Raw genomic sequence first — 26337 nt, forward strand, 5'->3', positions numbered from 1 at the left:
CTCGCTCACCTGGTCTCACGGGACGGGCTGCGCTGACCACCGTCGACCGGTGCCCCGCGCGCGACTTCCGACCGTAGTCGGACGGTCACGAGAATGGGAACCACCGTGGGCCCACAGTGCCCTCACAAGGCGAGCGAGGAGCGACGACGTGGCGATCCGAGGCGTCCACCCGGCGTGGTGCGTACCCGAGAGCGGCTGCGGGGCCAGCGCGCTGCACCTGTCCCGCCTGCGGCCGGTCGCGCCCCGCGGTGACGAGGTGATTCAGGTGCGCGCCGGGCTCTGGCAGATGGACGTCGGGCCGCTGCGCCCGTCCGGAGTGTTGCTGGAGTTGTCCGCCGACGACGAGCCGGAGCGCTGGCTGATCGACCTCGCGCAGGCCCGCGCGCTGGTGCACGTACTCCGGGATCTGCTGCGGACCGCGGACGCGGCGGCCCGCCGCGCGGCCTGATCCGGCACCCGTTCCCGGCGCTCACGGTCGCTTGCGGACCGCCCTGGTCGGCGGCGGTCGGGATCGGAGAACGCCGTTGCTCCGTAACCCTTTCGCGTCTGTAGCATCGCTGCGACGACGAGGGGGCGCCGCGTGGACGACATCATCCCGACCCTGCCCGAGCTCGGGCTGGAGTTCCTCCCGTTGGAGCCGGAGGATCCCGTTGCGGTGGGCGACATCCGGTTGCTCGGCCGGATCGGCGAAGGCGGCATGGGGCGTGTCTACCTCGGGCTGACCCAGGCCGACCGGGCCGTGGCCGTCAAGGTCGTCAAGGATCCCTACTCGACCGACCCATCCTTCCGCGCCCGCTTCGCGCGCGAGGCCGCGATCGCCAGTCGGGTCGGCGGCGTCTTCACCGCCCCCGTGGTGAGCCACGACGCCGAGGCCGCCCGCCCGTGGCTGGCGACCGCCTTCGTGCCGGGCCTCAACCTCGCCGTCGCCGTCGCGCGCCACGGAACACTGCCGCTGAACGGTGTGTGGCGACTCGCCGCCGGGGTGGCCGAGGCACTCAAGGCCATCCACGCCGCCGGCATCGTGCACCGGGACCTGAAGCCCGGCAACGTGCTGCTCGCCGCCGACGGCCCCCGCGTCATCGACTTCGGCATCTCCCGCATCGACGGCGAGTACGACCTCACCCAGACCGGCGTACGGATGGGCACCCCGTCCTACATGTCGCCGGAGCAGGTACGCGGGGAGAAGGCCACGGCCGCCACGGACGTCTTCGCGCTCGGCTCGGTCGTCGCCTTCGCCGCCACCGGGAGGGCTCCCTTCCGTGCCGGCAACGCCGTGGAACTCGTCTACCGCGTCACACAGGGCGAACCAGACCTCGACGGGATCACCGATCCAGGGCTGCGGGAGCTGGTCGGCCGGTGCCTGGCGAAGGACCCGCAGCTGCGCCCGACGCCGCAGGACGTCATCGCCGCCTACGTCGACCGCAGCGCGGCGGCGGCCGGGCAGGGCTGGCTGCCCGAGGGTCTCGAAGAGACGCTTCCCCAGATCGACGCCGCCCTGACCGTCCCCGCGAGGCCGCCCGGCGTCGCGCCGACCCTGGCCGTCACCAGGCCGCTCGGCCCGGACGGGCTCGCTGACGGCGCTCCGGGTCGGGACACCGCCGTCGAACCGGTCGCCCCGGACCCGACGAAGCTGTCGGACCCGACGAAGGTCTCGGACCTGACGACGCGGCCGGACCCGACGAAGGTCTCGGAGCCGACGACGCTGCCGGACGTGACGATCCAGGCCGTGCCGCCGGTCGACACCCGGCGTCGGAGCTGGCGGCGGCCGGCTGTCGCCGCTGCGGCCGGCGTGCTCGTGGTGGCGCTGGGCGGGGCGTATCTCGCCAGTGGCGGTGTGGGATCCGGTGAACCTCCGGCCGGCGGCCCGCCGACCGATCTCGCCGCCGGCGCCGCCCCGGTCGCCGGTGGCCCCTCCGGCCCCTCCGGCCCCGCCACGTCTCCCCACGCTCCCGAGGTGACCGCTGGGGCCGGTGCGCCGGGCCCGACCGGTGCGGCGAACGCGCCCGGGGCGCCCGGTGGCGGCCCGGGCGCGGGCACCAGCCCGAGGGTCGACCGCACGCCGGCCAAGGACGACCCGGGCGTCCCGGTGCCGACCCGGAGCGCGTCGCGCACCGCGGGGCTGCCCTCGGGGCCGTACGACCCCGGCAACATGGTGATCGTGAGTTCCGACGGCACGGTGCTCAGCACCACGGGCACGAAACACGGCTCGAAGGTGGTGACCGCCGCCTGGAAGGACCTGTCCGGCCAGCGCTGGAAGTTCGAGTCGGACGGCGAGGTCATGGTCGTGCGGTCGCTGCCGTCCATGCAGTTGACCATCAACTACGACGAGCGCGGAATTCTGTCCCCGACCAGCTTCGGCAACCTCTACGGGTGGGTCTACGACTCCGGCAAGCGCCAGATCCGCAAGCGGAACGTGAGCGGATGCCTCACCGCCGGAGGCCCCGGCCAGCCGGTCAGCTACGTCGCGTGCGACGGCAGCGAGCGCCAGCGCTGGCGAATAGTGTCCTGACCGCCCCGGCCCGCCCGGTCGTGACGGCCGACCGCGGCCCGGCCCTTGACCGCCCTCATCGCGTGACCGCCGCCTGCTCGCGGTCGTCGGGCCGCAGTCGGTCCGATCCGTGCCGTGGTTCGTTGACGGTACTGCGCATTGCACACTAGTGTGCAATGCGTGGACACCACACAGCTGTTGAAGGGCGTACTGGACCTCGCGGTCCTCGCGGTGCTCAAGGAGGAGGACGGCTATGGCTACGACATCCTGCGCCGGCTGCGCGACGGCGGGTTGCAGGAGGTCGGCGACGCCTCGGTCTACGGCACGCTGCGCCGGCTCTACGCCGCCGGCCTGCTGACCACCTACGTCGTGCCGAGCGAATCCGGCCCGCACCGCAAGTACTACTCCCTCAACGCCGCCGGCCGGGACCAGCTCACCCGCTCCGGCAAGCTCTGGCGCTCGTTCGCCACCACCATGGACGCACTGCTCGAGGATCGGGGGATGGCGGCATGACCGTCACGGAGCAGGAGATCGCGGACTACGCCGCACGGGTCCGGGCCGCGCTGGCCGACCTGCCGCCGGCCTACCGCGACGAGTTGACCGAGGACCTGCCGGAGCACCTCGCCGAGGTCGCCGCCGAGGCCGACGGTTCGCTTCTCGATCGGCTGGGCGAGCCCGAGGCGTACGCGGCCGAGCTGCGCGCCGCCGCCGGGGTCGCCGCGGCCGGCGCCACCGCACGCCGTCACCGTCGCCTCGGCGCCGCCGTGGATCGGCTCCGCGCGCGGGCGCACCGCTGGGACGTCCAACTCGGGCCACCCCTCGGGTACACCACCGCGAGCGAGTTCCTCCGGCTGCTCCGGCCGGCGTGGTGGGTGCTGCGCGGCTACCTGGCCGCCATGCTCCTCACGGTGCTCACGACCGGCGACTCGGCCGGCGTGCTGCCCCAGCTCAACGGCAGCACGCTGGCCGGCCTGGTGCTGCTCGCCGGCAGCGTGCTCGCCTCGATCTGGCTCGGCCACCACACGCCCGGCCTGACCCGGCCCAAGCGGCGGTTGCTGCACGCCGGCACGGCGGTGCTGGTGTTCTTCGGGCTGATCGGCCTGGCCGACGTCAACGGCCGCGTCGGCTCCGGCGACCTGAGCTACGAGCAGGTCTCGATCGACGACCGCTACGACCACATCCGCGACGTCTTCGTCTACGACAGCGAGGGCCGGTTGGTGGAGAACGCCCGGCTCTTCGACCAGAACGGCGACCCGATCCGGCTCGGCCATCCGATGTGCCCGAACCCGCCGGACCTGAACCTGGCCAACGCGCTGCTGCGCCCGTACCCGTACTGCCCGGAGTCGGCGCCGTTCGGCCCCCGGCCGGCCGCCAGCGCCCCGCCCCGGCTGAACCCGCCGGGGCTGCCGGCGCCCGCCACCCCGGACGCCTCGCCCGCGCCGGGCGGCGACCCGACCCCGACCCCGACGCCCACGCCGGCGGGTGCCTCGACCCCCGCGCCCGCATCGACGGACATGCCGGCCGGCACCCCGGCGCCGAGCCGGACGTGAACGAGATCTCGTAGTGAAGCTGGGAAATAGCTGAACGGATGAGTCCAGCGGGGCAACGAGTGTCGGCCCCGGTCGCTACGGTGTCGTCTGCTCACTCACCCCCCGGAAGGAAAACGCGTGTCAGAGCAGGTCGCACCGCCCCCCGCGCCGGACGCCGCCCAGCCCCCGTCGGCCGTCCAGGCGCCGCCCCCGGCGGAGCCCCAGGCCGAGAAGTCCGGATCCAAGAAGGTGCTCGGCATCGTGGGCGCGATCGTCGTGTTCCTGGTCGTCGCGGGCCTCAAGTTCGGCATCGGCTCGGCGATCAGCAACTTCCTCAACAAGGACGAGACCGCCGAGGCCAAGGTCGGCGACTGCATCGCCGAGCTGCCGGAGGTGACCGGCACCGAGGAGGAGGAGGTCGACGGCGCGAAGGTCGTCGAGTGCACCTCCACCGACGCCGTCTACAGCGTGGTCGGCCGCGTCGACGGACAGACCCAGGCGCAGGCCCGCTCCGGCGAGGCGTGCGGGGAGTACATCAAGGAGGGCCAGGAGGGCTACGTCTACTACAGCATCGAGCCGGGCAAGACCGGCTACCTGCTGTGCCTGACGAAGAAGGCCTGACCCCGGCAGCACAGGACCGCCGACGGCGGCGCGGACGACGTCCGCGCCGCCGTCGGCGTCTGTGGGTGGGGCGGCCGACAGGAGGTGAATGCCACTGTTCCGGCGTCTTCCCCGGGGCGCTCGCGGCGTGGCAGGCTACCGACACGTAGCAACACTGTGCGACCAGCCAGCGATTACTGACCGCTAGGAGGACGGCCGATGGGCGAGATGGTGAGCTACCGCGGCAACGGGGGGACAGGCGAGGGGTATCTCGCGATACCCTCCGGCGGTGCGACCAGCCCTGCCGTCATCGTCATCCAGGACTGGTGGGGCCTGGTGCCGCACGTCCGGGCGGTCGTGGACCGCTTCGCGGAGGCCGGCTTCGTCGCCCTCGCCCCAGACTTCCGCCACGGCGGTCCGGCCAGCAAGCCGAGCGAGCCTCGGCAGATGTTGAACAGCGCGCAGATGGACGAGGCGGCGGCGGACATCGCCGGCGCGGCGGAATACCTCACGGGGCGGCCCGAGGTCGCCGGCAAGGTGGGCTGCGCGGGCTTCTGCGCCGGGGCGAGCCTGGCCCTCTGGGCGGCGACCCGCTCCGAGCGGATCGTCGCGACCGCCGCCTTCTACCCCCGGCTGCCGTGGGACGGGATGCGCCCCGAGTGGCCCGACTACGCGGGCAAGGCGGCGCTCATCCACTGCTCCGAAGAGGACGGCACCTCCGCCGCCGACGGCGTACGCACCGTCCGCCGCGCCATCGAGAGCGCCGGCGGCACCTGCCAGGTCCACGACTACCCCGGCACCTCGCACGCCTTCTTCAACGAGGACCGGCCGGAGAACTTCGACCAGCGCGCCGCCGCCACCGCCTGGGCCCGTACCCTCGAACTCTTCCGGGCCAAGCTTGGCTGAGCCCCGTACGCCCGACGAGGTCCTCGCCCGCGCCGCGCGGGCGACCGACCTGGCCGACCTCGACGCCGCCGTCGCCGACTGCTTCGCCTGCCCCCGGCTGGTGCGGTGGCGGGAGGAGGTGGCCCGCGTCCGCCGGGCGGCCTTCCGGGACCAGGAGTACTGGGGCCGCCCGGTGCCCGGCTTCGGCGTCGCCGACGCGCGCATCGCCATCCTCGGCCTGGCGCCCGCCGCGCACGGCGGCAACCGCACGGGCCGGATCTTCACCGGCGACCGCTCCGGCGACGTCCTGTTCGCCGCGCTGCACCGCGCCGGGCTGGCCAACCAGCCGACCAGCGTCGCCGCCGACGACGGCCTGACCCTGCGCGACCTGCGGATCTTCTCGGCCGTGCGCTGCGCCCCGCCGGACAACAAGCCGACCCCCGAGGAGCGGGACACGTGCGCGCCGTGGCTGCACCGCGAGGTGGCGCTGATCCGGCCCACCCTGCGCGTCGTGGTCGCGCTGGGCGCGTTCGCATGGGCCTCGTGGTGGCCGGCGCTGCGCCAGGTGTACGGTCTGCGCCCGCCCAGCCCGCGACCGGCGTTCGGCCATGGGGCACACTGGTCCGGCACGGGCGCACCGGAGCTGCTCGGCTGCTACCACGTCAGCCAGCAGAACACCTTCACCGGGCGGCTGACACCAGGGATGCTGGACGACGTGTTCGCCCGGGCGAAGAAACTGGCCGGGGTGGACTGAGGCGTGGGGGCGGTGGCGATGACGGACGCGACGGGTCGGCCCGTGCGAGTCGCCCCGGTGGCCCGGAGGTAGCCCTCGATGGTGATCAGCGTTCTGCGCAGGTGGTGGCCGGTCGCGGCGGTGGTGCTCCTGCTGGCCGGCGCCGCCCTGTCGTCCGCCCACTCGTCGATCGGCGCCAGCCGGATCCCGCCCGCCGCCGACAGCATTCCCTACGTCCCCGAGTACCCGACCGCCGAGCCGGTCCCGTCGATCCCCGTCGAGCCGCGGGACACCGCCGAGGCCACCGGGGCGCGGATCCCGGGGTGGCTCCTCACCAGCGCCCTCGTGCTGCTCGGGCTGGCCCTGCTCGCCGCGTTCGGCTACCTCACCTGGACGCTGGCCCGGGGCATGCTGCGGCGTACCACCCGGGCACTGCCGGCCCGGGGTCCCCGGCGTACGCCCGAGGGCACCGCCCGCGAGGTGGCCGCCGCCCTCGACGCCGGCCTGGAGAAGCTGGACGACCGGGACGTCGACCCCCGTACGGCGGTCATCGCCTGCTGGGTCCGCCTGGAGGAGGCCGCCGCCGGGGCCGGCGTGCCCCGGCTGGCCGGCGACACCCCCACCGACCTGGTCACCCGCCTGTTGCGGGGCGACCCGTCGGCGGGCGTCCCGGCGATCGCCAGCGCCGACGTGCTGGCCGAGTTCGCCCACGTCTACCGCGAGGCCCGGTACGCCACCCGCGAGGTCGACCAGCGCACCCGCGACCAGGCCCGCGCCGCGCTGCGCCGGCTGCGCGGCGAGCTGACCGCCGTGGTGGCCGCCGACGCAGCCGAGGTGCCCGCGTGACCGGGACCGATACCGACGTGACCGGGGCGTGGCCGGCACCCGACCGGCGGGGCGGGGTGGCGCGGTGAGCAGCACCAGCATCGACGACCTGCTGAGCTTCGAGGAGGAGCGGCCGGCGCCCGTCGAGCGGTCCCGGGGCGGACGGGCCGGTCGGGTGCTCCGCCCGCTGGCCGGCGTCGCGGCCGTCGTGGTCGTGCTCGTCGCCGCCCTGCGCGCGGTGGGCCTTCAGGTCTCCCTGCCGGTCCTCGTCGCCGGGGTCGTCGCACTGTTCCTGGTGCGCCGCGTCGTCGCCGCCCTGGCGCCCCCGCCCCCGCCCCGCTCCGGCAGGCGGGTGCCGGCCGCCGCCGACGACGACGGCACCTGGAACTGGGGCGCCCGCGACGCGCTGCGGGCCGCGATCAACGGCTGGGAACGGCCGCTCGACTGGGCCGCGAGGGACCGCAAGCGGTTCGCCGAACGGATCCTGCCCCGGATCGGCGAGTTGGCCGACGAACGGTTGCGCCAGCGGCACGGCCTGACCCGCGAATCCGACCCGGAGCGGGCCCGCGCCCTGCTCGGCGAGCGGCTCTGGACCTTCCTCAGCACCCCCTCCCGCCGCCCCCCGTCGCCGCGCGACCTCGCGGCGATCGTCGCCGAACTGGAGAAGATATGAACGACGTGGACCGCAGGATGCCCGCCACCGAGGTCGGCCACCTCGCCCGGTCGGTGCTGGAGGCGGTCGGTCAGGTCGTGGTGGGCAAGCGGGACGCGCTGGAACTGGTCCTCGCCGGGATCCTGGCCGGCGGGCACGTGCTGCTGGAGGACCTGCCGGGCCTCGGCAAGACGCTGACCGCGCGGTCCTTCGCGCAGGCGCTCGGGCTGGACTTCCGCCGGCTCCAGTTCACCCCCGACCTGCTGCCGGCCGACGTGACGGGCTCGTTCCTGTACGACCAGCGCAGCGGCGACTTCTCGTTCCGGGCCGGGCCGGTCTTCACCAACCTGCTCCTCGCCGACGAGATCAACCGGACCCCGCCGAAGACCCAGTCGGCCCTGCTGGAGGCGATGCAGGAGAAGCAGGTCTCGGTCGAGGGCGTGACGTACAAGCTGGACGAGCCGTTCCACGTGCTGGCCACCGCCAACCCCATCGAGTACGAGGGCACCTACCCGCTGCCGGAGGCGCAACTCGACCGGTTCCTGCTCCGGGTCTCCTTCGGCTACCCGGAGGCCGAGGAGGAGTGGGAGGTGCTGCGCCGGCGGATGGCCCGTCGCCGCGAGGAGGCGGACATCAAGCCGGTGGTCGACGCGGCGACCCTGCGCGCCATGCAGGCCGCGCTGGAGGACGTGGTCGTGGAGGACTCCGTCGGCCGCTACATCGTCGCCCTGACCGCCGCCACCCGTGAGCACCCGTCGGTGCTGGTGGGCGCCTCGCCACGCGGCTCGCTGGCGTTGCTGCTGCTGTCCCGCGTACGGGCCGTCATGTCCGGCCGCGACTACGTGGTGCCCGAGGACGTCAAGGAGGTGGCGGCCCCCGCCCTGGCGCACCGGATCACGCTGCGCCCGGAGATGTGGCTGCGCCGCGTCGACCCGTCCTTCGTGGTCGGCGAGGTGCTGGAGGCGACCCCGGCCCCCGCCAGCGGAGCGCTGCCCAGCTACGCCGCCGGCCCCGCGCACTGATGGTCGTGCCCGCCGTGTCGCCCCGGGCCGAGTCGCCACCGCAGGAGCCGGAACCCGCGACCGGCTGGACGCCCACCTGGGCGCTCGGCCGGGCGGTCCTGCTCGCCGGGCTGCTGCTGATCGCGGGGGTGCTGCTCGGCCGGGTGGACCTGGTCGTGCTGGCCGCCCCGTTCGCGCTCGGCACCGCGTACGCGCTGCGTCGCCGGCCGACCGCCCTGCCACAGGTCTGGATCACCGCCGACGAGGGCCACCTCGTCGAGGGCGGCGAGCTGACCGGCACGGTCACCGTCGGCAACCCCGACCTGCTCGACTACGACGTGGCGGTGCTGCGCAGCCGGGTCTCGCCGTGGCTGCGGGTGGAGCGGGCCACGATCGCCGGGGCGACCGCGGTGTCCGGCGCCGCTTCGGCAAACGCCCCGTCCGTCGCCGAGCGGCCCTTCGCGACGGCCGTCCCGACGGCGGCAGCCGTGGATCTGGAGCTGTCCGGCACCGCCCTGCGCTGGGGCCGGCACCCCATCGGTCCGGCCGGCGCCCGGGTGGCCGCCGCACAGGGGCTGCTGGTCTCCCGCGCCGTGATCGCCGAACCGGCCCGGCTGCGCATCTATCCGAGGACCGAGCCGTTCGACGCGGTCGAGGCGATGCCCCGGGCGGCCGGCCTGGTCGGCGCGCACCACTCGCGCCGTCCCGGCGAGGGCGGCGAGCTGGCCGGCGTACGGGTCTTCGCCCCGGGGGACCGGCTGCGTCGTATCGACTGGCGGGTCTCGCTGCGCGCCCGGCAGTTGCACGTGGCGGCGACCCTCTCCGACCGCGACGCCGAGGTGGTGGTGCTGCTCGACGTGCTCGCCGAGGCCGGCCGCTCCGGGGGTGTCTCCGGTGCCGCCTCCGTGCTGGACACCACCGTCCGGGCCGCCGCCGCGATCGCCGAGCACTACCTGCACCGCGGCGACCGGGTGTCGATGCTCGAGTACGGCCCCGCCGCGCGGCGGCTGCGTCCGGCCACCGGCCGCCGGCAGTACCTGACGGTCCTGGAGTGGCTGCTGGAGGTGCGGGCGGAGTCCTCCCCGCACGAGCCGTACGACCAGGTCTTCGGGCCGCAGCTGCTGTCGGCGGACGCGCTGGTGGTGGTCCTCACCCCGCTGCTCGACGAGCGGTCGGCACAGATGCTGGCCCGGCTGGCCCGCTCCGGGCGGTTCGTGGTCGCGGTGGACACCCTGCCGGCGGATCTCGCCCCGCCGAAGGACCGGGGCTGGGCCGAGGTGGCGTACCGGCTGTGGCGGCTGGACCGGGACACGATGATCGGGCAGCTGCGCGAGCACGGCGTGCCGGTGGTGCGCTGGGCCGGTGCGGGCAGCCTCGACGAGGTGCTGCGGGACGTGGCCCGTCTGGCGACCGCACCCAGGGTCGGCCGGTGAGCGCGAGGAACGCAGCGCAGCGGAGTCCCGCAGTCGCGAACGGAAGGTGGGCCCGGTGAGCGCGAGGAACGCAGCGCAGCGGAGTCCCGCAGTCGCGAACGGAAGGTGGGCCCGGTGAGCGCGAGGAACGCGGCGCAGCGGAGTCCCGCAGTCGCGAACGGAAGGTGGCACCCATGAACGCCGTCACCGAGCGGGTCCGGGCGCTGCGCTACGCCGCGGCTCGGATCAGCCTGACGCCGCTGCTGGTGCGCGCCGGCATCTTCCTCACCGTGCTGGTCGGCCTCGTGCTGGCGTACCCGTCGCAGGTGCTCCTCGGCCGGCCGCTGCTCGCTCTCGTGGCGGTGGCGGTGCTGCCGGCGGTCGGGCCGCGCCGGGTCTGGCCGACCTTCGCGGCGCTGGTCACGGTCGGCGGCTGGCTGGTCGCCACCGACGGGTACGGGCGGCCCATCGCCCTCTGGCGGCTGCTCGCCGTGGCGGCGGTCCTCTACCTCACCCACACCCTCTGCGCGCTGGCCGCCGTGCTGCCGTACGACGCGGTGGTCGATCCGGACCTGATCGTGCGCTGGCTGGCGCGGGCCGGCGGGGTGCTGCTGGCCACCTTCGTCCTCGGTGTGCTGTTGGTCGAGGTCGGCCGGCTCGGTGGTGACGCCGGACACCAGGCGGCGACGGTTGTCGGCCTGCTCGTGGCGGTGGCGGTGGCGGCGTTGCTGGGGTGGCTGCTGCGCCGCAGGTGACGGGCACTTTTGGGGCAAGTCGTGCAGGTCACAGGGCTTGTGTTCGGTCACAGAGAAGGGGCGCGAGCGGGATTAGCCGGGCCGCGCGGGGAAAGATAGATGACGTGAACCCGAAGCGGATCCTTGTGGTGGGTGCCGGGCACGTCGGTCTCTACGCGGCCCTGCGCCTGTCGAAGAAGCTCAGCTCCCGTGAGGCCGAGGTCGTCGTGGTGGACCCTCAGCCACACATGACCTACCAGCCGTTCCTGCCGGAGGCCGCGGCCGGCAACATCTCCCCCCGGCACTCCGTGGTGCCGCTGCGGCGGGAGCTGCGGCGGTGCAAGGTGGTCGCGGGCACCGTGACGCGGATCGACCACGCGCGTAAGACGGCCGTGGTGCAGCCCATCAGCGGCCCCACCCGGGAGATCCCGTACGACCACGTCGTCGTCGCCCCGGGTTCGGTGTCCCGGACGCTGCCGATTCCCGGCCTGCACGAGCACGGCATCGGCTTCAAGACCATCGGTGAGGCCATCTACCTGCGCAACCACGTGCTGGACCGGCTCGACGTTGCCGCCGCCACGCCGGACCCGGCCGTCCGCCGGTCGGCGCTGACCTTCACCTTCGTCGGCGGCGGGTACGCCGGCATCGAGGCGCTCGCCGAGATGGAGGACATGGCCCGCGACGCGCTGAAGTACTACCCGGAGCTCAAGCCGGAGGACATGCGCTGGGTGCTGGTCGAGGCGACCCAGCGGGTGCTGCCGGAGGTCGACCGGGACATGGGTGCCTACACCGTGCAGCAGCTGCTCAAGCGGAACATGGACATCAGGCTGGACACCCGCCTCGAGTCCTGCCTCGACGGGGTCGTGAAGCTCTCCGACGGCGACACCTTCCGTTCCGACACGATCGTCTGGACGGCCGGCGTGAAGCCGTCGCCGATGCTGGACGCGACGGACTTCCCCCGCGACGAGCGGCGGCGGGTCACCTGCCTGCCGACCCTCCAGGTCGTCGACGGCGACCGGGTGGTCGAGGGCGCCTGGAGCGCCGGCGACTGCGCGGCCGTGCCGGACCTGACGAAGGAGCCCGGCAACTACTGCTCGCCGAGCGCGCAGCACGCGGTCCGCCAGGCCGCCCGGATGGCCGACAACATCGTCAACGTCGTACGCGGCCGGGAGCCGGTGGAGTACAAGCACAAGCACGCCGGCAGCGTCGCCAGCCTCGGCCTGCACAAGGGCGTGGCCCAGGTGTACGGGATCAAGATGACCGGCTGGCCGGCGTGGTTCATGCACCGGACGTACCACATGAGCCGGATCCCGTCGTTGAACCGCAAGGTCCGGGTCGTGGTCGACTGGTCGCTGGCGTTCGTGCTCAAGCGTGAGGTCGTCGCCCTCGGGCAGCTGCACGATCCGCGCGAGGAGTTCGCCGAGGCGTCCCAGCCGGTGGGCGCCGGTCGCGCCTGACCAGCCACACGAAGGCCCCTCCGTCCCCGGCCGGAGGGGCCTTCGCGCTGGTCCGGTCGGAAGAGGCCTTCCCGCCTGTCCGGCGGTCGACGGGCGCGGGCGCGCCAGTCCGCCACCCTGACCCCAGCCCGTCGTCCGGCCGTAGCCGGCGTCGCGCCCGGGCGCGAGGTCAGACGCGCCACGTCCAGGCGTCGGCGATCCGGGTGGCGGGCCCGTAGAGCTGCTCCAACGTGCCGCGCAGGCTGTCGGCGTGTGGGGTGTCGACGGCCAGCGCCACGCAGGAGGCCCCCCAGAAGTCCGCGTCCTTTGCGGCCTGCCGGCGCTGCCCGTCGTCGACGACCGGCTGCCCGCCGCGCCTGGCGACCTCGGCCAGCAGGGCGGAGGTGGGCCGCGGGTAGGTGCCCATCGCCGCCGTGCCGCCGCGACCGTACGGGCCGATGAAGAAGCCTTCCGGCATGCCGAACGCCGCGTCGGCGGCGGTCGCCCAGCGCATCGGCCACGGTTGCTTGGGCGTGGCGAGCGGCACCGGCACCAGCACCCCGCCCGGCTCGACGCACTGACGCCAGTGCCCGCCGGTGACGAACTCGGGCAGCGGCGGGCGCTCGGCGGTGGGCAGCGGCGCCGGCAGCAGCGGCAGCAGCGCCAGGCCGACCGCCACCGGAACCAGGCGGCGGGCCCGGCCGGTGCCGCGCAGCGCCCGGTCGACCGCCAGCACCAGCAGGGTGGCGACCAGCGGGAGCGCCGCGAGGGCGAACCGCATCGGCAGCGCACCATCCACCACCGGCAGTCCCGACAGCAGCGCGTACGGGCCCGGCACGCCGGTGCGCTCGCCGTCGACGACCACCCGGGGGCCGAGCGACAGCGCCCCCGTCACCAGCGTGCCGGCCACGCACGCGACCACCAGCGGACGACGGCCCAGCCAGAGCGCGCAGCCGGCGGCGACCAGCAGCAGCGGGAGCCCGAGGAAGGTGTTGTACTCGGCCGGCCCGGTGGTCAGCCGGGCGGCCCCGTCGTCGCCCGCGATCGACAGCGGCGAGACCGTCCACCAGCTGCGCAGGTCCGCCGAGAAGTAGTGCGGGCTGAACATGCCGTCCGCGACACCCTGCGGGCCGGCGAACTGGAACCACAGCGGCCCCGCCAGTACGAGCAGCGCCAGCCCGGCGGCGAGCGTCATCCCGGCGGCGAAGCCGGGCAGGGCGCGGCGGGCCAGGCGCCGGTCCGCGACCGCGTAGGTGACCGCCATCACCAGCAGCGTGACCGCGCAGAGGAAGAGCACCTCCTCGCCGACGAAGACCTGTGCCGTGACCGCCGCCGCCAGGCCGACGGCCGAGCTGACCACCCGCCGGCGGTCCGGCCGCCCGTCGAGCGTGGTCGCCGGGTCGGCGGCCCGCAGCAGGCGGACCACGAGCCAGACGATCACCGGAACCAGCCACTGCGCGGTCATGTGCAGATGACTGTTGGTCTGCGAGACCATCCCCGGGCCGAATCCGCAGAGCGCCGCCCCCAGCGCGGCGGCGACCCGGCGGGCGCGCAGGAGCCGGGTGAAGAGCAGATACCAGGCGACCGCCGTGCCGGCCAGGTTCGCCATGGCGAGCAGGGCGAACGTGACGGGCGCGCCGAGCAGCAGGGTCACCGGGGCGAAAAGCACGCCGAGCGCGATGACCGTGGTGTTGGTCATCAGGTTGACCCCGTCCGGCGCGTTGAGCCGTCGGGTGAGCAGGTCGAAGTCGCCGAGCAGCGCCCGCGAGTCGATGGCGAGGAACCACTCGTAGAGGGCCTGGTCCTCGGGGTTGAGCGCCAGGACGCGGGCCGCCGGGTCGGGCCAGAGCCCGTGGGTGAGCCAACCGGCCAGCGCCACGAAGACCAGCGCGACGGTGACGTCCGCCCGGCGCCGGTGCACGGCGGTCAGCAGGCGCGCCGGCCGGAGTCGGCGGGACGGCCGGTCGGTGGCGACGACAGCCTGGTCAGGGACCGCGTCGGGGGCCGTGGGGGCTGCGCTGCTCACGGTCTCGACCCTAGTGCGACCCGGACGCAGGGGTACGCCGGGTCGCCGCCGACCCGCTACCGTGACACTGCACCGCGCGTGTCGACCCGCGCGGTGTCACCCGCCCGGGTGGTGGAAAGGCAGACACGGCCGCCTTAAAAGCGGCTGCCGCAAGGCGTGCGGGTTCGACCCCCGCCCCGGGCACGCCGCACTCTCAGCTTCCGCTCAGCTTGGCGATCTCCACTCGGCTGCCCTGGGCGTTTACTCTTGAGGGTGCACGTTCACGTGCAACGACCCCCTGAGGGAGGCCTGACAGTGAAGACTTCGAACCCGGTGCTCGCCCGGCTCGGCCAGGCGGCCGAGCGGGAGCGCTCCGCCGGGTACGCCCCGACCGGGCCGTACGGACAGCCCGGCTATCCCCAGCAGTACCCGACGGAGGCCGGCTACCCGGCGGCCCCGCCGACCGTCAACACCATGTCGATCGACGACGTGGTGGTCAAGACCGTCACGCTCCTCGGCATCCTCGGCGTCTCCGCCGCGGCCGCCTGGGTGCTCGTGCCCGACGCCCTGCTCGGCGCGGCGTGGATCGGCGCGGCGGTGGTCGGCCTGGTCCTCGGCCTGGTCATCTCGTTCTCCCGGATGGCGAACCCGGCGCTGGTCGTCGCGTACGCCGTCGTCGAGGGCGTCTTCGTCGGCATGGTGAGCAAGTTCTTCGACTCGCTCTACGACGGCATCGTGGTCCAGGCGGTGACCGCCACGTTCGGCGTCTTCTTCGTGATGGCCATGCTCTACAAGGCGAAGGTCATCCGGGCGACCCCGAAGTTCGTCAAGGGCATGATCGCCGTGATGGCGGGCCTCTTCGCCGTCATGCTGATCAACCTCGTGTTCGCGCTCTTCGGCGTCAACACCGGCCTGCGCGACGGCAGCCCGCTGGCGATCGGGTTCAGCCTGGTCTGCATCGTGGTCGCCTCGCTGAGCTTCGTGCTCAGCTTCAAGGAGATCGAGGACGGGGTCCGGATGGGCCTGCCCCAGCGCTACTCCTGGGTCGCCGCCTTCGGCATCCTGGTCAGCCTGGTCTGGCTCTACATCGAGATCCTGCGCCTGCTGAGTTACTTCCAGGGCGACGACTGACCGTCGCCCGCGACCGACCGGCGCCCGCCTCCGCATCCGCGAGGGCGGGCGCCGTCGTCCCACCCACCTTCCCCACCCCGCCTTCCCCGTGCCGGGATCAGCACGTCGAGCAGCCGTCGACCCGGCTTCGTCCCGCCCCCGCCCGCCCCCGCACGAACCGCCCCGGCCCACGCCGTCGATCACGCAGTTGTGGTGCCCGGCAAAAAGGGCAGAACATCCTTAGTTGCCCACCGCAAGTCCATGATCGACGGGGCGAGTGGGTGGGCGGGCGGGTGCCGGACGCGCTCGGGCCCGACCTGCGCGTGGGAGGTAGGTGGGGCGGGCGGAAGGCAGGGCGGCCGGGGGGCGGGGCATCGGCGGCTCCCGGGCGGGGCTCGGCCGGCAGCGGTTCGTGCCCGACCCGTTCGGGCCGGTGGGGTGGTTCGTAGACTCGGGGCGTGGGTGGTGGGGAGTTGGAACGGGCGGTCGAGCTGCTGGTGCGTCAGGTCGGGCACTGGCAGCAGCCCCGCTGGGCGGCAGTAGCCGCCGGTGGCAACGTGTCCCGCGCCGACCTGGTGCACCGGCTGGTGCAGGAGATCGCCAACCTGGTCGCCGACGTCGAGGGCGGATCCCGCCGGACGGTGCCCCGGCTCGACAACGACCTGGCGCTGCCCGACCAGCTCCGGGTGGTGGCCGCCGACCTGGTCGCCGCCGCCCCGCCGCCCGAGGTGCTGGCGCGGGCCGCCGCCGAGGTGACGGCGACCCGCGACGCGCTCTAGCCTGCCCGGATCCCCGGCCCGAGGGCCGGTCTCAGCTCAGGTGCTTGTCGGCCCCCGGCCATGCCCTGGCCGGCTTCAGCTCAGGCGCTCGAGGACCATCGCCATGCCCTGGCCGCCGCCCACGCACATGGTCTCCAGGCCGATCGTCTTGTCGTGCCAGTCCAGGGCGTTGAGCAGGGTGCCGGTGATCCGGGCGCCGGTCATGCCGAACGGGTGCCCGACGGCGATCGCGCCACCCATGACGTTCAGCTTCTCCAGCGGGATGTCGAGCTCGCGGTACGAGGGGATCACCTGCGCGGCGAACGCCTCGTTGATCTCGACCAGGTCGACGTCGTCGATGGTCATGCCGGCCCGCTTGAGTGCCTGCCGGGTGGCCTCGACCGGGCCGAGACCCATGATCTCCGGCGAGAGGGCGGTCACGCCGGTCGAGACGATCCGGGCCAGTGGGGTGATCCCGAGGTCCTTCGCCCGCTGGGCGCTCATGATCACCACGGCGGCGGCGCCGTCGTTGAGCGGGCAGCAGTTGCCGGCGGTGATGCGGCCGTCGGGGCGGAACACCGGCTTCAGCCCGGCGACGCCCTCCAGGGTGACCCCGGCGCGGGGGCCGTCGTCGGTGCCGACCACCGTGCCGTCCGGGGTGGTCACCGGGGTGATCTCCCGGGCCCAGAAGCCGTCGGCGATCGCCTTCTCGGCGAGGTTCTGGCTGCGTACGCCGAACTCGTCCATGTCGGCGCGGCTCACGTCGTACACCTGGGCCAGGTTCTCGGCGGTCTGACCCATGGTCAGGTAGATGTCCGGCAGCTCGCCGGCCTCGCGCGGGTCGGTCCAGACCGGGGCCCCGCCCTGGGCGCGGGCCCGGGAACGCTCGGCGGCGGCGGCGAAGCGCGGGTTCTCCCAGCCGCCGCCGACCAGCGCCTGCGCCTCCTTCGGCAGCGCGTCGGAGTTGCCGCGGGCGTACCGGGAGACGGTCTCCACGCCGGCGGAGACGAACACGTCGCCCTCGCCGGCCCGGATCGCGTGCATCGCCATCCGGGTGGTCTGCAACGAGGACGCGCAGTAACGGGTGAGCGTGGCACCGGGCAGGGTGTCCAGGCCCATCAGGGTGGCGACCACCCGGGCCATGTTGAAGCCCTGCTCGCCGCCGGGCAGACCGCACCCCAGGTAGAGGTCGTCGATCTCGCCCGGGTCGAGCTGGGGGACCTTGTCCAGGGCGGCACGCACGATGGTCGCGGCGAGGTCGTCCGGGCGGACGTCGCGCAGGGACCCCTTGTGCGCCCGGCCGATGGGGGAGCGGGCGGTGGCGACGATGACGGCGTCGCGGGACGACTCGGTCGGCATGAACCAACGTTAACCCGTCGGTAACTTCGGGCGGAAGCTGCCCGCCGGCCGGGAAATGTCACGCCCGGGCAAGAGAACCGGCCGGCACCGGGAGGCCCCCGGGCCGGGGGCGGGACGGCACACTTCGGCGGCCGTGGTCCACCGGCGGGCCGGGCGGGTCAGTGCCGGGAGGCGACCGCCGCGGCGGCGGCGACGGCCGGCAGCAGGGCGTGCGCCCAGACCCGGTAGCCGTCGGCGGAGGGGTGGTAGCCGTCGTGGCACAGCGTCCCGGCGTCGGCCCGGAACACCGCCCCGGTCTCGGTGGCCAGGTCGACCACCGTGCCGCCGGCATCGAGCACCGCCGCCGTCTGGGCGCGGGCCACCCGCCGTCCCGACCAGCCGACCACGTTGCGCAGCGGCGGGGCGATCGCGCGTACGGCACCCAGGTCGGGGCACGTGCCGACGACGACCTCCACCCGGGCCTCGCGGAGCCGGTGCACGGCCGCCCCGAGGTAGGCGGCTGCCTCCACCGGACGACGCAGGGTGGTGGCGTCGTTCGCCCCGATCAGGATCACCGCCACGTCGGGGCGCTCGCCGAGCAGCGCCCGGGCCACCTGGGTGGCCAGGTCCGTCGAGCGCGAGCCGGAGACGCCGACGCTGGACAGGTGCACCCGGCGGCCGTTCGGGCCCTCGGCGAGCAGGTTTGCCAGCTGCCCGCCGATGGTCTCGTCGAGTCGGCCGACCCCGACGCCGAGGGCGGACGAGTCGCCGAGCAGCACCAGCCGCAGCGGCGACGCGTCGGCGCGCCCGATCGTGGCGCGCAGGGCGAGCGCCAGTTCCGGCTGGGCGTACCGGCGGTGCCGGGCGGCGAAAGCCTGACCGGCGAGGACGGCGGCACCGCCGACCGTGCCGGCGATGAGGCCGAGCGCCGTTGCCCGGCCCAGTCGGTTGGCGAGCCCCGAGGGGATGAAGCGCTCGCTCATGCCAGTCCCTCCAGTGTGGGTGAGTCGGCGGCGGGGCCTGGCTGCGGCACAGCGCCGACACCGAAGAAGGCCCGTCGGCGCAGCTGCGCCCACCGGCCGGCGGGGCCGCGCTCGCGCCCCCTGACCCGGGTGCCGCTGACCTCGGTGCCCGGGTGGCGGGCAGCCTCCTGGGCGGCCTGTGGCAGCGACCGTACGCCCTCGCCCCGGATGTGGGCCGGGCGCCGCTCCTGCCCCGCGCCGAGCGCGGACAGCACGGTCGGCAGCAGCACGGCGGCGGCCGCCGCGTAGCCCTCCGCCGAGGGGTGGAACCGGTCCCAGGCGAACATCCGGGTCGGCTCGGCCGCGAACCGGGGCCCGAGCAGGTCGCCGAGGGAGACCGTCCGGCCGCCGGCCTCGACCACGGCCACGGTCTGCGCGGCGGCGAGCTGCCGGCTCCAGCGGCGCGCCAGCCAGCGCAGCGGCGGCCGGATCGGCTGGATCGCGCCCAGGTCGGGGCAGGTGCCGACGACCACCTCGCAGTCGGCGGCGCGCAACGCCCGGACCGCCTCGACCAGATAGCGCACCGCCAGGGCGGGCGGCGTGCGGTTGGTCACGTCGTTGCCGCCGATCAGGATCACCGCGACGTCGGGCCGGCACTCCAGCGCCGCCTCCACCTGGTGGCGCAGCACGGCCGAGATGGCGCCGACCACGGCGAAGCGGTGCAACCGGACGGGGCGTTGCAGACGACGGGACAGGCCGGTGGCGAGCAGGGCGCCGGGCGTCTCGCGGCGGCGGTGCACGCCGTAGCCGGCGGCCGACGAGTCGCCGAGCACGACGACGGTGACCGGCGGGCCGGGCAGCTTCGCGCCGTAGACGCCGTCGCAGCGTGGCGGCGGCGCCTCGGCCATCGGGATGGTGCGCCGGGCCTGCCGGGCCTGCCCGAGGAGCACCCCGCCGGTGGCCGCCGCGGCCGCGGCCGTGGCGACCGTGCCGATCGCCGCGAGGCGGGCGACCTGCAGAGCGCGCTGCCAGCGCGGACCGACCGGGACGACGGAACCAGCGACCCCCATACAGCGACATTATCGCGCCGGCACGACACGCCGCTGTCGTCGTGTCGGCTCGCGGGTGCCTGGAAGTCGACGGTCCTGGGTACCTCCACGGGTGACAGGGGGACGGTTTGCGCGGGCGCGTCATCCTGGCACGTGGAGAGGGGCAGATGATGGGGAAGACATTGAAGCGCAGCGCGGCGTTCAGCGCGTTGGCCCGGGCGCTCGCGGTCGGGGCGCGGAGCGGGCCGTCCCTCGGTGCGCGGCTGGGCGCGCTGCCCCGGATGATCCGGGCGACCGCCCGGGGGGAGTACGACGGCGGCCTGCGGCTGGCCCTGATGACCGCGGCGACGGCGTACATCGTCTCGCCGATCGACCTGATCCCGGAGATCCCGCTGGCGATCTTCGGGCTGGCCGACGACGCGGTGATGGTGACCTGGCTCGCCGGCAGCGTGCTGGCCGAGACCGAGCGGTTCCTGGAGTGGGAGGCCCGGCGCAGCTCGGTGATCCCCGGGCACGTGGCGTCCTGAACCCACGTACCCTTGGGCGTCGAGAAGACGTCTGCCCGGCCGCCGCCGGCGGCGCCGGAGGAGAAGGGCACAACGAGGTGCGGTACTACGACAACGTCGTCGAGCTGATCGGCAACACCCCGCTGGTACGGCTGCGCAACGTCACGGCCGGCATCCAGGCCACCGTGCTGGCGAAGGTGGAGTACCTCAACCCGGGCGGTTCGGTGAAGGACCGGATCGCGCTGCGGATGGTGGAGGACGCGGAGAAGGCGGGCCTCCTCCAGCCCGGGGGCACGATCGTCGAGCCGACCAGCGGCAACACCGGAGTCGGCCTGGCGCTGGTGGCGCAGCTGCGGGGCTACAAGTGCGTCTTCGTCTGCCCCGACAAGGTCAGCCAGGACAAGCAGGACGTGCTGCGGGCGTACGGCGCCGAGGTGGTGGTCTGCCCGACCGCCGTGGCCCCGGAGGACCCACGCTCCTACTACAACGTCTCCGACCGGCTGGCCCGGGAGATCCCCGGCGCCTGGAAGCCCAACCAGTACAGCAACCCGGCCAACCCGCGCTCGCACTACGAGACCACCGGGCCCGAGCTGTGGGAGCAGACCGGCGGCGAGCTCACCCACTTCGTGGCGGGCGTCGGCACCGGCGGCACCATCTCCGGCATCGGGCGCTACCTGAAGGAGGCCTCGGAGGGCCGGGTGCGGGTCGTCGGCGCCGACCCGGAGGGCTCGGTCTACTCCGGTGGCACGGGCCGGCCCTACCTGGTCGAGGGCGTCGGCGAGGACTTCTGGCCGGAGACGTACGACCAGGGTGTCGCCGACGAGATCATCGAGGTCTCCGACAAGGCGTCCTTCGAGATGACCCGGCGGCTGGCGCGCGAGGAGGGGCTGCTGGTCGGCGGGTCCTGCGGGATGGCCGTGGTGGCCGCCCTGGAGGTGGCCCGCAAGGCCGGCCCGGACGACGTGGTCGTGGTGCTGCTGCCGGACAGCGGCAAGGGCTACCTGTCCAAGATCTTCAACGACGACTGGATGGCCCGGTACGGCTTCCTGGACAACTCGGGCACGGAGCCGACCGTCGCCGACGCGCTCGCCGACAAGCCGGGCGGCCTGCCCGAGCTGGTGCACGTGCACCCGACCGAGACGGTCCGCGACGCGATCGACTACATGCGCGAGTACGGCGTCTCGCAGCTGCCGGTGCTCAAGGCCGAGCCCCCGGTGGTGACCGGCGAGGTGGCCGGCTCGATCGCCGAGCGGGACCTGCTCGACGCGCTCTTCACCGGCCAGGCGCACCTGCACGACACCATCGAGCGGCACATGGCCGCGCCGCTGCCGATGATCGGTGGCGGGCAGCCGGTGAGCGAGGCGGTCGGCCTCCTGGAGAAGTCCGACGCCGCCCTGGTGCTGGTCGACGGCAAGCCGAAGGGCGTCCTCACCCGGCAGGACCTGCTGGCCCACCTCGGCGCCCGCTGACGCGTCAGAAAGGGCCCCCTGCCAGGTGAGAACCGCTGGCAGGGGGCCCTTTCCGGCAGGCGACGCGCCCTACAGGGCGCGGGCGTACCGGAGCTGGGGGGTGAGCACCGGCCCGATGTGCTCGTCGCGTTCGGTGCCGGTGGGGGTCCAGCCGCCGCGCTCGTAGAAGCGGCGGGCGGGCGCGTTGTCCCGCAGTACCCAGAGCACCGCGCGGGACCAGCCGCGGACGCGCATGGCGTCCAGCGCGTCGACCATCAGGGCCCGGCCGGTGCCCCGGCCGCGCTCGGTGGGTTCGAGGTGGATGGCGTTGAGCAGGCCGGTCGCCGGGTCGTCCTCGTCGTCGGGGCCGAGATAACTGAACCCGACCAGCCGGCCGTCGCGCTCGACCACCGTCATCCGGTGCTCGTCCCGTTCCCACGTCCACCGCTCCGTCCAGTAGGCGCCCATCGCCTCCGGCGTCGGGTCGGCCAGCGCCTCCGCCGGCAGGAAGGCCGAGTAGGCGGCGACCCGGGAACGCTGGTGCAGCGCGCCCACCGCCATCAGGTCGTCGACGGTGGCGGGACGCAGGGTGACCGTCATCCGGCCGAGGCTACCCGCCGGGGCGGGACCTGCACGGTCGTCAGGTCCTCGGCGATCACCAGGTCGCCGTCGAAGTGGGCGCGGGCCTCGTCGGCGAACCGGGCCGGGTCGGCGTACCGCTGGGAGAAGTGGGTGAGCACCAGCCGGCGTACGCCCGACTCGGCCGCCACCCGCGCGGCCTGGCCCGCCGTGAGGTGACCGACCTCGGCGGCCAGCGCGGCCTCCGAGTCGAGGAACGTCGACTCGATGACCAGCAGGTCGGCGTGCTCGGCGAGGGCGTACACCCCGTCGCAGAGGCCGGTGTCCATGACGAAGGCGAAGCGCTGCCCGGGGCGGGGCACGCTCACCTCCTCGCGGGTGACGCGACGCCCGTCGACGTCGAGGTGGCCGACGCGGATCAGCTCCCCGACCGCCGGGCCGGCGATCCCGTACGCGGCCAGCCGCTCCGGCAGCATCCGGCAGCCGTCGGGCTCGACGAGCCGGTAGCCGTACGTCTCGATCGGGTGCCGCAGCCGGCGGGCCTCCAGCGTGCCGACGCCCAGCGCGATGCGCTGCCCGTCGGCCTCGATTGGCTCGACGCGCAGCTCGGCGGTCTCGTGGAAGCTGGAGGCGTGCCGCAGCCGCGCGAAGTACTCCGCGCCGCCGGCCGGGAAGTGCACGGCCACCGGGTGCGGCACCCGGTCCAGGGAGAGCCGCTGGATGGTGCCGGGCAGGCCGAGGCAGTGGTCGCCGTGGAAGTGGGTGACGCAGATCCGGGTCAGGTCGGTCGCGGTGACCGTGGTGTGCAGGAGCTGCCGCTGGCTGCCCTCGCCCGGGTCGAAGAGGATCACCTCGTCGTCCCAGCGCAGCACGTACCCGTTGTGGTTGCGCTGCCGGGTGGGGGCCTGGCTGGCCGTCCCGAGCACCACCAGCTCGCGCATCGACACGGCGACCTCCGGCTGCGTCGGCCACCCGGCCCGCGAAAGGGTCGACCCCCGGGGCTTCCGCGCTCGCGCGCGGGCCGGCTGGACTGGGCCGGCACCCCGGGGGTCGGGTGGCTGTCGTGGTTTCGCCGCACCGCTGCCACACGGTCTCGACGATGGTGCTGTGCCCGCCTCGCGGCGGACGAGTTTACTGTCGAGGACAGCGGCTAGCGGACAGCCACCTCACGAGTCCGATTGCTATACAAGTCTGGACCACCTCCTTTCCCGTGTACCGCCACGCTATCCACCCCTCAGGTCCCCGGCAACGGATTTCGATCACACGGCGGCGGGGAATGGCGGGTCGGCGCTCAGGCGTTCTCGGCGATGCCGATCGGGCCCTCGCGCGGGCCCTCCTCGCTGGCCGGCTGCACGGCCAGCGACGGGAAGTCGGCCAGGTCGCCCTCCGGCTCGGCGTCCCACTCGGGGAAGACCAGGTCGCTCTGGAGGTAGAGGCAGAGCAGTTGGGTGAGCTGGCGCAGGCCCTCCAGGTGGGTGCGCTCGTGCCCGTGGGTGGCGTCCACGCCGAAACCGAGCAGCGCCACCCGGGCGTGCGCGCCGGCCTCCACGGCCGCCGCCACGTCCGAGCGGTAGTACTCGAAGACGTCCCGGACCAGGTCCACCCCGTGCTCGGCGGCGATCGAGGCCAGGTTGCGGGTCAGGTGGTAGTCGAACGGCCCCACCCCGTCGCCCATGGCGAGCGTGGCCGCGTCCTCGCGGGACTGCTGGCCGGGCGCCACCACCGCCGCGTCCACCGACACGATCTCCGCCACGTCCGGGTCGAGCCCGTGCGACGCCCCGTGCCCGATCTCCTCGGTCACGGTGACCAGCAGGTGCGCGGTGACCGCCGGGCGTACGCCGGCGTCGACCATCGCCTTGAGGGCGGTGAGGACGGCGGCCACTCCGGCCTTGTCGTCCAGGTGCCGGGACTTGACGTACCCGCTGGGGGTGATCGTCGGGTTGGGCAGGAACGCCACGAAGTCGCCCGCGTCGATGCCGAGGGCGCGCAGCCCGGCGATGTCGGAGACCGGCTCGTCGACCCGGACCTCGACGTGCTGCCAACCGACGCCCTGGAGGTCCACGTCGTCGTTGTAGCGGTGGCCGCTGGCCTTCAGCGGCAGCACCTGGCCGGTGATCACCCGGTCCAGGTCGTCGGTGAAGATCCGCACGTGGGCGCCCTCGGCGAACCGGGCGCTGTGCGTACCGATCGTCTTCAGCTCCAGCCGGCCGTTCTCCTTCAGCCGCTTGACCATGCCGCCGATGGTGTCGGTGTGCACCACGATCGCCCGGTCGGCACCCGTGGAGCGGGGGCCGGGCAGGCAGGCGCTCAGCGCGCCGCGCCGGGTCAGCGTGGAGGGGATGCCGAGGGCGGAGAGCCGCTCCCCGACGTACTGCTGCACGTGGTCCGTACGCCCCGACGGGCTGGGGATCTCCAGCAGCTCCACCAGCACCTGGCGCAGGTACTCCAGGTCGATCTCCAGCGGTCTCGGGCTCACGCGGCACCTCCAGGGCCGGCCGGGGTCCAGAGTCGCTGCGGTGCGCGGGTGCCGGGGAAGAGCAGGTCCACGAAGCGCTCGGCGGTCGGCTGCGGCTCGTGGTTGGCCAGGCCGGGCCGCTCGTTGGCCTCGATGAAGACGTGCTCCGGGCGGTCCGGGGCGCCGACCAGCAGGTCCAGCCCGGTGACCGGGATGTCCAGGGCCCGGCTGGCCGTCACGCACGCCTCGGCGATCGTCGGGTGCAGCTCGGCGGTGACGTCGTGGATGGTGCCGCCGGTGTGCAGGTTCGCGGTCCTGCGTACGGCCAGCACCTGCCCCTCGGGCAGCACGTCGTGCAGCTCGTGGCCGGCCTCGGCGAGCACGTCGCGGGTGATGTCGTCGAGCGGGATCCGGGACTCGCCACCGGTGGCGGCGGCCCGGCGGCGGCTCTGCCGCTCGATCAGGTCGGCGATGTCGTGCACCCCGTCGCCGGTGATCGAGGCGGGACGCCGGACCGCGGCGGCCACCACCTCGTGGTCGATGACGACGACGCGCAGGTCCTCGCCGGCGCACATCTCCTCGATCAGCACGTCCGGGCAGAACCGGGCGGCCAGCTCGACGGCGGCGGTCAGCGCCTCGGGGGTGCGTACCCCCACGGTGATGCCGTTGCCCTGCTCGCCCCGCGCCGGCTTGACGACCGCCTGGCCGACCTCGGCGAGGAAGGCGGCGTCGCGGTCGTCGCCGGTGGCGGTCCGGCCGCGCGGCACGGACAGCCCCGCCTCGGTGAGGATCCGGCGGGTCACCCGCTTGTCGTCGCAGCGGCTCATCGCCACCGCCGAGGTCAGCTCCGACAGCGACTCGCGGGTCAGGATGGTCCGCCCGCCGCTGCTCAGCCGCAGCTCGCCCCAGTCCGGGTCGGTGACCTCCACCCGGATGCCGCGCCGCATCGCCTCGTCGGCGACGATCTTCGCGTACGGGTTGAGCCGGTCGTACCCCTCGGGCATGGCGGGCAGGAAGAGCCGCTCGTTGATCGGGTTCTTCCGCTTCACGCAGAGCGTCGACGTCCGGTAGAAGCCGAGCCGCTCGTAGAGCCGGATCGCCCCGGCGTTCTCGGCGAGCACCGACAGGTCCACGTACGCCCGGCCCCGCTCGACCAGCCGGGCGGCGAGCGCGGTGATCAGCGCCTGGCCGGTGCCCGGCGGCGCCCTGTTGAAGTCGACGGTCAGGCACCACAGGCTGGCGCCGTTGTCCGGGTCGTCGAAGACGGCGACGTGGTCGACGCCGGTGATGGTGCCGACGACCTCGCCGGTGACGTCCTCGGCGACCAGGTGCAGGAACCGGTCGGTACGCGCGTTGGCGACGAGCACGTCGACTCCGGCGGTGACCATGCCGTTGCAGGCGTAGATCCGGTTCACCGCCTCGGCGTCGGCGGCGTCGGCCAGCGGGCGGACGGTCAGCCCCGGCACGTCGCCGTCCCCCGTCGGCCCGCCGTCGACGAGCGGCAGCCGGTAGGTCAGGGACGGATCGATGAACAGCTCGTCGGGGAGCCGGGACACCAGCACGTGCGGGTCGCGCAGGTAGATGCAGATGTCCCGGGAGCCGGCGGCCTCGGAACGCAGCACGGCGGCGACGGCGGCCTGGTCGGCGAAGGTCTGCCCGAAGACGAGCCGCCCCCAGCCGCAGTCCAGCACCACGTCGCTGTCGCCCTCGCGGGCCGGCACCTCCGCCGGCTCCGCCGCCATCGGATCGCCGCCGGGGCCCACCCGCTCCCGTCGCCGGCCGTGGCGCGACCGGTCGGTCCGGGCCGCGCCGGTCGCCAGGGTGTCGGTCAC

General features: G+C 74.2%; 24 protein-coding genes, 1 tRNA gene and 1 pseudogene. 18 read left to right on the forward strand and 8 right to left on the reverse strand.

Annotation, left to right across the window (positions count from 1 at the left end):
• Window positions 1–148 precede the first annotated feature (148 nt).
• The 13 genes from ACGFIR_RS05730 to ACGFIR_RS05790 all read left to right on the forward strand — a co-directional run bounded on the left by ACGFIR_RS05730 (window position 149) and on the right by ACGFIR_RS05790 (window position 12316).
• Window positions 149–448, forward strand: a complete 300-nt coding sequence (locus ACGFIR_RS05730; protein ID WP_392999996.1) for a hypothetical protein — start codon at window positions 149–151, stop codon at window positions 446–448.
• Between the two features lie 132 nt (window positions 449–580).
• Complete coding sequence (locus ACGFIR_RS05735; protein WP_393143395.1) at window positions 581–2509, forward strand: protein kinase; 1929 nt, start codon at window positions 581–583, stop codon at window positions 2507–2509.
• A 159-nt stretch (window positions 2510–2668) separates the two neighbouring features.
• Complete coding sequence (locus ACGFIR_RS05740; RefSeq protein WP_392999992.1) at window positions 2669–3001, forward strand: PadR family transcriptional regulator; 333 nt, start codon at window positions 2669–2671, stop codon at window positions 2999–3001.
• The gene (locus ACGFIR_RS05745; protein WP_392999990.1) at window positions 2998–4038 is read left to right on the forward strand and encodes an HAAS signaling domain-containing protein; all 1041 of its coding nucleotides are present in this window, start codon (window positions 2998–3000) and stop codon (window positions 4036–4038) included. The genes ACGFIR_RS05740 and ACGFIR_RS05745 overlap by 4 nt, the downstream gene beginning before the upstream one ends.
• Before the next feature lie 117 nt (window positions 4039–4155).
• Complete coding sequence (locus ACGFIR_RS05750; RefSeq protein WP_392999988.1) at window positions 4156–4638, forward strand: hypothetical protein; 483 nt, start codon at window positions 4156–4158, stop codon at window positions 4636–4638.
• Between the two features lie 198 nt (window positions 4639–4836).
• Window positions 4837–5523 carry a dienelactone hydrolase family protein gene (locus ACGFIR_RS05755; protein WP_392999986.1) on the forward strand — a complete coding sequence of 229 codons (687 nt, stop codon included), beginning with the start codon at window positions 4837–4839 and terminating at the stop codon, window positions 5521–5523.
• The gene (locus ACGFIR_RS05760) at window positions 5516–6256 is read left to right on the forward strand and encodes a uracil-DNA glycosylase (RefSeq protein WP_392999984.1); all 741 of its coding nucleotides are present in this window, start codon (window positions 5516–5518) and stop codon (window positions 6254–6256) included. The genes ACGFIR_RS05755 and ACGFIR_RS05760 overlap by 8 nt, the downstream gene beginning before the upstream one ends.
• Before the next feature lie 78 nt (window positions 6257–6334).
• Entirely contained in the window at window positions 6335–7081 is a 747-nt protein-coding gene (locus ACGFIR_RS05765) for a DUF4129 domain-containing protein (protein ID WP_392999982.1), read from the forward strand.
• Window positions 7082–7145: 64 nt separating this feature from the next.
• A complete protein-coding gene (locus ACGFIR_RS05770; RefSeq protein WP_393143397.1) occupies window positions 7146–7733 on the forward strand; it encodes a hypothetical protein in 588 nt (195 codons plus the stop codon).
• Entirely contained in the window at window positions 7730–8734 is a 1005-nt protein-coding gene (locus ACGFIR_RS05775; RefSeq protein WP_392999978.1) for an AAA family ATPase, read from the forward strand. Before ACGFIR_RS05770 ends, ACGFIR_RS05775 begins: the two co-directional genes overlap by 4 nt.
• Window positions 8734–10146 carry a DUF58 domain-containing protein gene (locus tag ACGFIR_RS05780; RefSeq protein ID WP_392999975.1) on the forward strand — a complete coding sequence of 471 codons (1413 nt, stop codon included), beginning with the start codon at window positions 8734–8736 and terminating at the stop codon, window positions 10144–10146. The genes ACGFIR_RS05775 and ACGFIR_RS05780 overlap by 1 nt, the downstream gene beginning before the upstream one ends.
• A gap of 173 nt (window positions 10147–10319) precedes the next feature.
• Window positions 10320–10880: a hypothetical protein gene (locus tag ACGFIR_RS05785; protein WP_392999973.1), complete on the forward strand. Its 561-nt coding sequence runs from the start codon at window positions 10320–10322 to the stop codon at window positions 10878–10880.
• Window positions 10881–10984: 104 nt separating this feature from the next.
• A complete protein-coding gene (locus tag ACGFIR_RS05790) occupies window positions 10985–12316 on the forward strand; it encodes an NAD(P)/FAD-dependent oxidoreductase (RefSeq protein ID WP_392999971.1) in 1332 nt (443 codons plus the stop codon).
• Between the two features lie 169 nt (window positions 12317–12485).
• Here the strand turns inward: ACGFIR_RS05790 and ACGFIR_RS05795 are convergent, their stop codons facing one another.
• Entirely contained in the window at window positions 12486–14321 is a 1836-nt protein-coding gene (locus ACGFIR_RS05795) for a hypothetical protein (RefSeq protein WP_392999969.1), read from the reverse strand.
• 102 nt (window positions 14322–14423) lie between these two features.
• Here ACGFIR_RS05795 and ACGFIR_RS05800 point away from each other — a divergent pair.
• From ACGFIR_RS05800 to ACGFIR_RS05810, 3 genes are all read left to right on the forward strand, one after another.
• Window positions 14424–14504 (forward strand) — tRNA-Leu (locus ACGFIR_RS05800).
• Between the two features lie 111 nt (window positions 14505–14615).
• Window positions 14616–15431, forward strand: a complete 816-nt coding sequence (locus ACGFIR_RS05805; protein WP_392999967.1) for a Bax inhibitor-1/YccA family protein — start codon at window positions 14616–14618, stop codon at window positions 15429–15431.
• 437 nt (window positions 15432–15868) lie between these two features.
• The gene (locus tag ACGFIR_RS05810) at window positions 15869–16189 is read left to right on the forward strand and encodes a hypothetical protein (protein WP_392999965.1); all 321 of its coding nucleotides are present in this window, start codon (window positions 15869–15871) and stop codon (window positions 16187–16189) included.
• A gap of 75 nt (window positions 16190–16264) precedes the next feature.
• On the opposite strand, the gene ACGFIR_RS05815 is transcribed toward ACGFIR_RS05810, so the two are convergent.
• The 3 genes and pseudogenes from ACGFIR_RS05815 to ACGFIR_RS05825 all read right to left on the reverse strand — a co-directional run.
• The gene (locus tag ACGFIR_RS05815; RefSeq protein ID WP_392999963.1) at window positions 16265–17527 is read right to left on the reverse strand and encodes an acetyl-CoA C-acetyltransferase; all 1263 of its coding nucleotides are present in this window, start codon (window positions 17525–17527) and stop codon (window positions 16265–16267) included.
• A 158-nt stretch (window positions 17528–17685) separates the two neighbouring features.
• On the reverse strand, window positions 17686–18489 hold the full coding sequence (locus tag ACGFIR_RS05820) for an SGNH/GDSL hydrolase family protein (protein ID WP_393001345.1): 804 nt from the start codon (window positions 18487–18489) through the stop codon (window positions 17686–17688).
• Window positions 18463–19538: pseudogene (locus tag ACGFIR_RS05825) on the reverse strand (SGNH/GDSL hydrolase family protein); the annotation flags it as partial. The gene ACGFIR_RS05820 and the pseudogene ACGFIR_RS05825, both read right to left, overlap by 27 nt.
• Window positions 19539–19687: 149 nt before the next feature.
• On the opposite strand from ACGFIR_RS05825, the gene ACGFIR_RS05830 reads away from it, so the two are divergent.
• The gene (locus ACGFIR_RS05830) at window positions 19688–20044 is read left to right on the forward strand and encodes a YkvA family protein (RefSeq protein ID WP_392999961.1); all 357 of its coding nucleotides are present in this window, start codon (window positions 19688–19690) and stop codon (window positions 20042–20044) included.
• Between the two features lie 77 nt (window positions 20045–20121).
• Entirely contained in the window at window positions 20122–21492 is a 1371-nt protein-coding gene (locus ACGFIR_RS05835; RefSeq protein ID WP_392999958.1) for a cystathionine beta-synthase, read from the forward strand.
• Between the two features lie 69 nt (window positions 21493–21561).
• Here the strand turns inward: ACGFIR_RS05835 and ACGFIR_RS05840 are convergent, their stop codons facing one another.
• From ACGFIR_RS05840 to ngg, 4 genes are all read right to left on the reverse strand, one after another.
• Window positions 21562–22071: a GNAT family N-acetyltransferase gene (locus ACGFIR_RS05840; RefSeq protein WP_392999956.1), complete on the reverse strand. Its 510-nt coding sequence runs from the start codon at window positions 22069–22071 to the stop codon at window positions 21562–21564.
• Complete coding sequence (locus tag ACGFIR_RS05845; protein WP_393143399.1) at window positions 22068–22997, reverse strand: ribonuclease Z; 930 nt, start codon at window positions 22995–22997, stop codon at window positions 22068–22070. Before ACGFIR_RS05845 ends, ACGFIR_RS05840 begins: the two co-directional genes overlap by 4 nt.
• Window positions 22998–23341: 344 nt before the next feature.
• Window positions 23342–24526: an osmoprotectant NAGGN system M42 family peptidase gene (locus tag ACGFIR_RS05850; RefSeq protein WP_392999952.1), complete on the reverse strand. Its 1185-nt coding sequence runs from the start codon at window positions 24524–24526 to the stop codon at window positions 23342–23344.
• On the reverse strand, window positions 24523–26337 hold the full coding sequence (ngg, locus tag ACGFIR_RS05855) for an N-acetylglutaminylglutamine synthetase (RefSeq protein ID WP_392999950.1): 1815 nt from the start codon (window positions 26335–26337) through the stop codon (window positions 24523–24525). The genes ACGFIR_RS05850 and ngg overlap by 4 nt, the downstream gene beginning before the upstream one ends.

It is taken from the genome of Micromonospora sp. NPDC049051 (assembly GCF_043197575.1).
Taxonomy (GTDB): domain Bacteria; phylum Actinomycetota; class Actinomycetes; order Mycobacteriales; family Micromonosporaceae; genus Micromonospora.

Bases quoted from the DNA above. Each gene is read 5' to 3' on its own strand.
- ACGFIR_RS05745 (WP_392999990.1), top strand. From the start codon at position 2,998: ATGACCGTCACGGAGCAGGAGATCGCGGACTACGCCGCACGGGTCCGG.
- ACGFIR_RS05755 (WP_392999986.1), top strand. From the start codon at position 4,837: ATGGGCGAGATGGTGAGCTACCGCGGCAACGGGGGGACAGGCGAGGGG.
- ACGFIR_RS05765 (WP_392999982.1), top strand. From the start codon at position 6,335: ATGGTGATCAGCGTTCTGCGCAGGTGGTGGCCGGTCGCGGCGGTGGTG.
- ACGFIR_RS05775 (WP_392999978.1), top strand. From the start codon at position 7,730: ATGAACGACGTGGACCGCAGGATGCCCGCCACCGAGGTCGGCCACCTC.
- ACGFIR_RS05780 (WP_392999975.1), top strand. From the start codon at position 8,734: ATGGTCGTGCCCGCCGTGTCGCCCCGGGCCGAGTCGCCACCGCAGGAG.
- ACGFIR_RS05785 (WP_392999973.1), top strand. From the start codon at position 10,320: ATGAACGCCGTCACCGAGCGGGTCCGGGCGCTGCGCTACGCCGCGGCT.
- ACGFIR_RS05815 (WP_392999963.1), bottom strand. From the start codon at position 17,527: ATGCCGACCGAGTCGTCCCGCGACGCCGTCATCGTCGCCACCGCCCGC.
- ACGFIR_RS05820 (WP_393001345.1), bottom strand. From the start codon at position 18,489: ATGAGCGAGCGCTTCATCCCCTCGGGGCTCGCCAACCGACTGGGCCGG.
- ACGFIR_RS05830 (WP_392999961.1), top strand. From the start codon at position 19,688: ATGGGGAAGACATTGAAGCGCAGCGCGGCGTTCAGCGCGTTGGCCCGG.
- ACGFIR_RS05840 (WP_392999956.1), bottom strand. From the start codon at position 22,071: ATGACGGTCACCCTGCGTCCCGCCACCGTCGACGACCTGATGGCGGTG.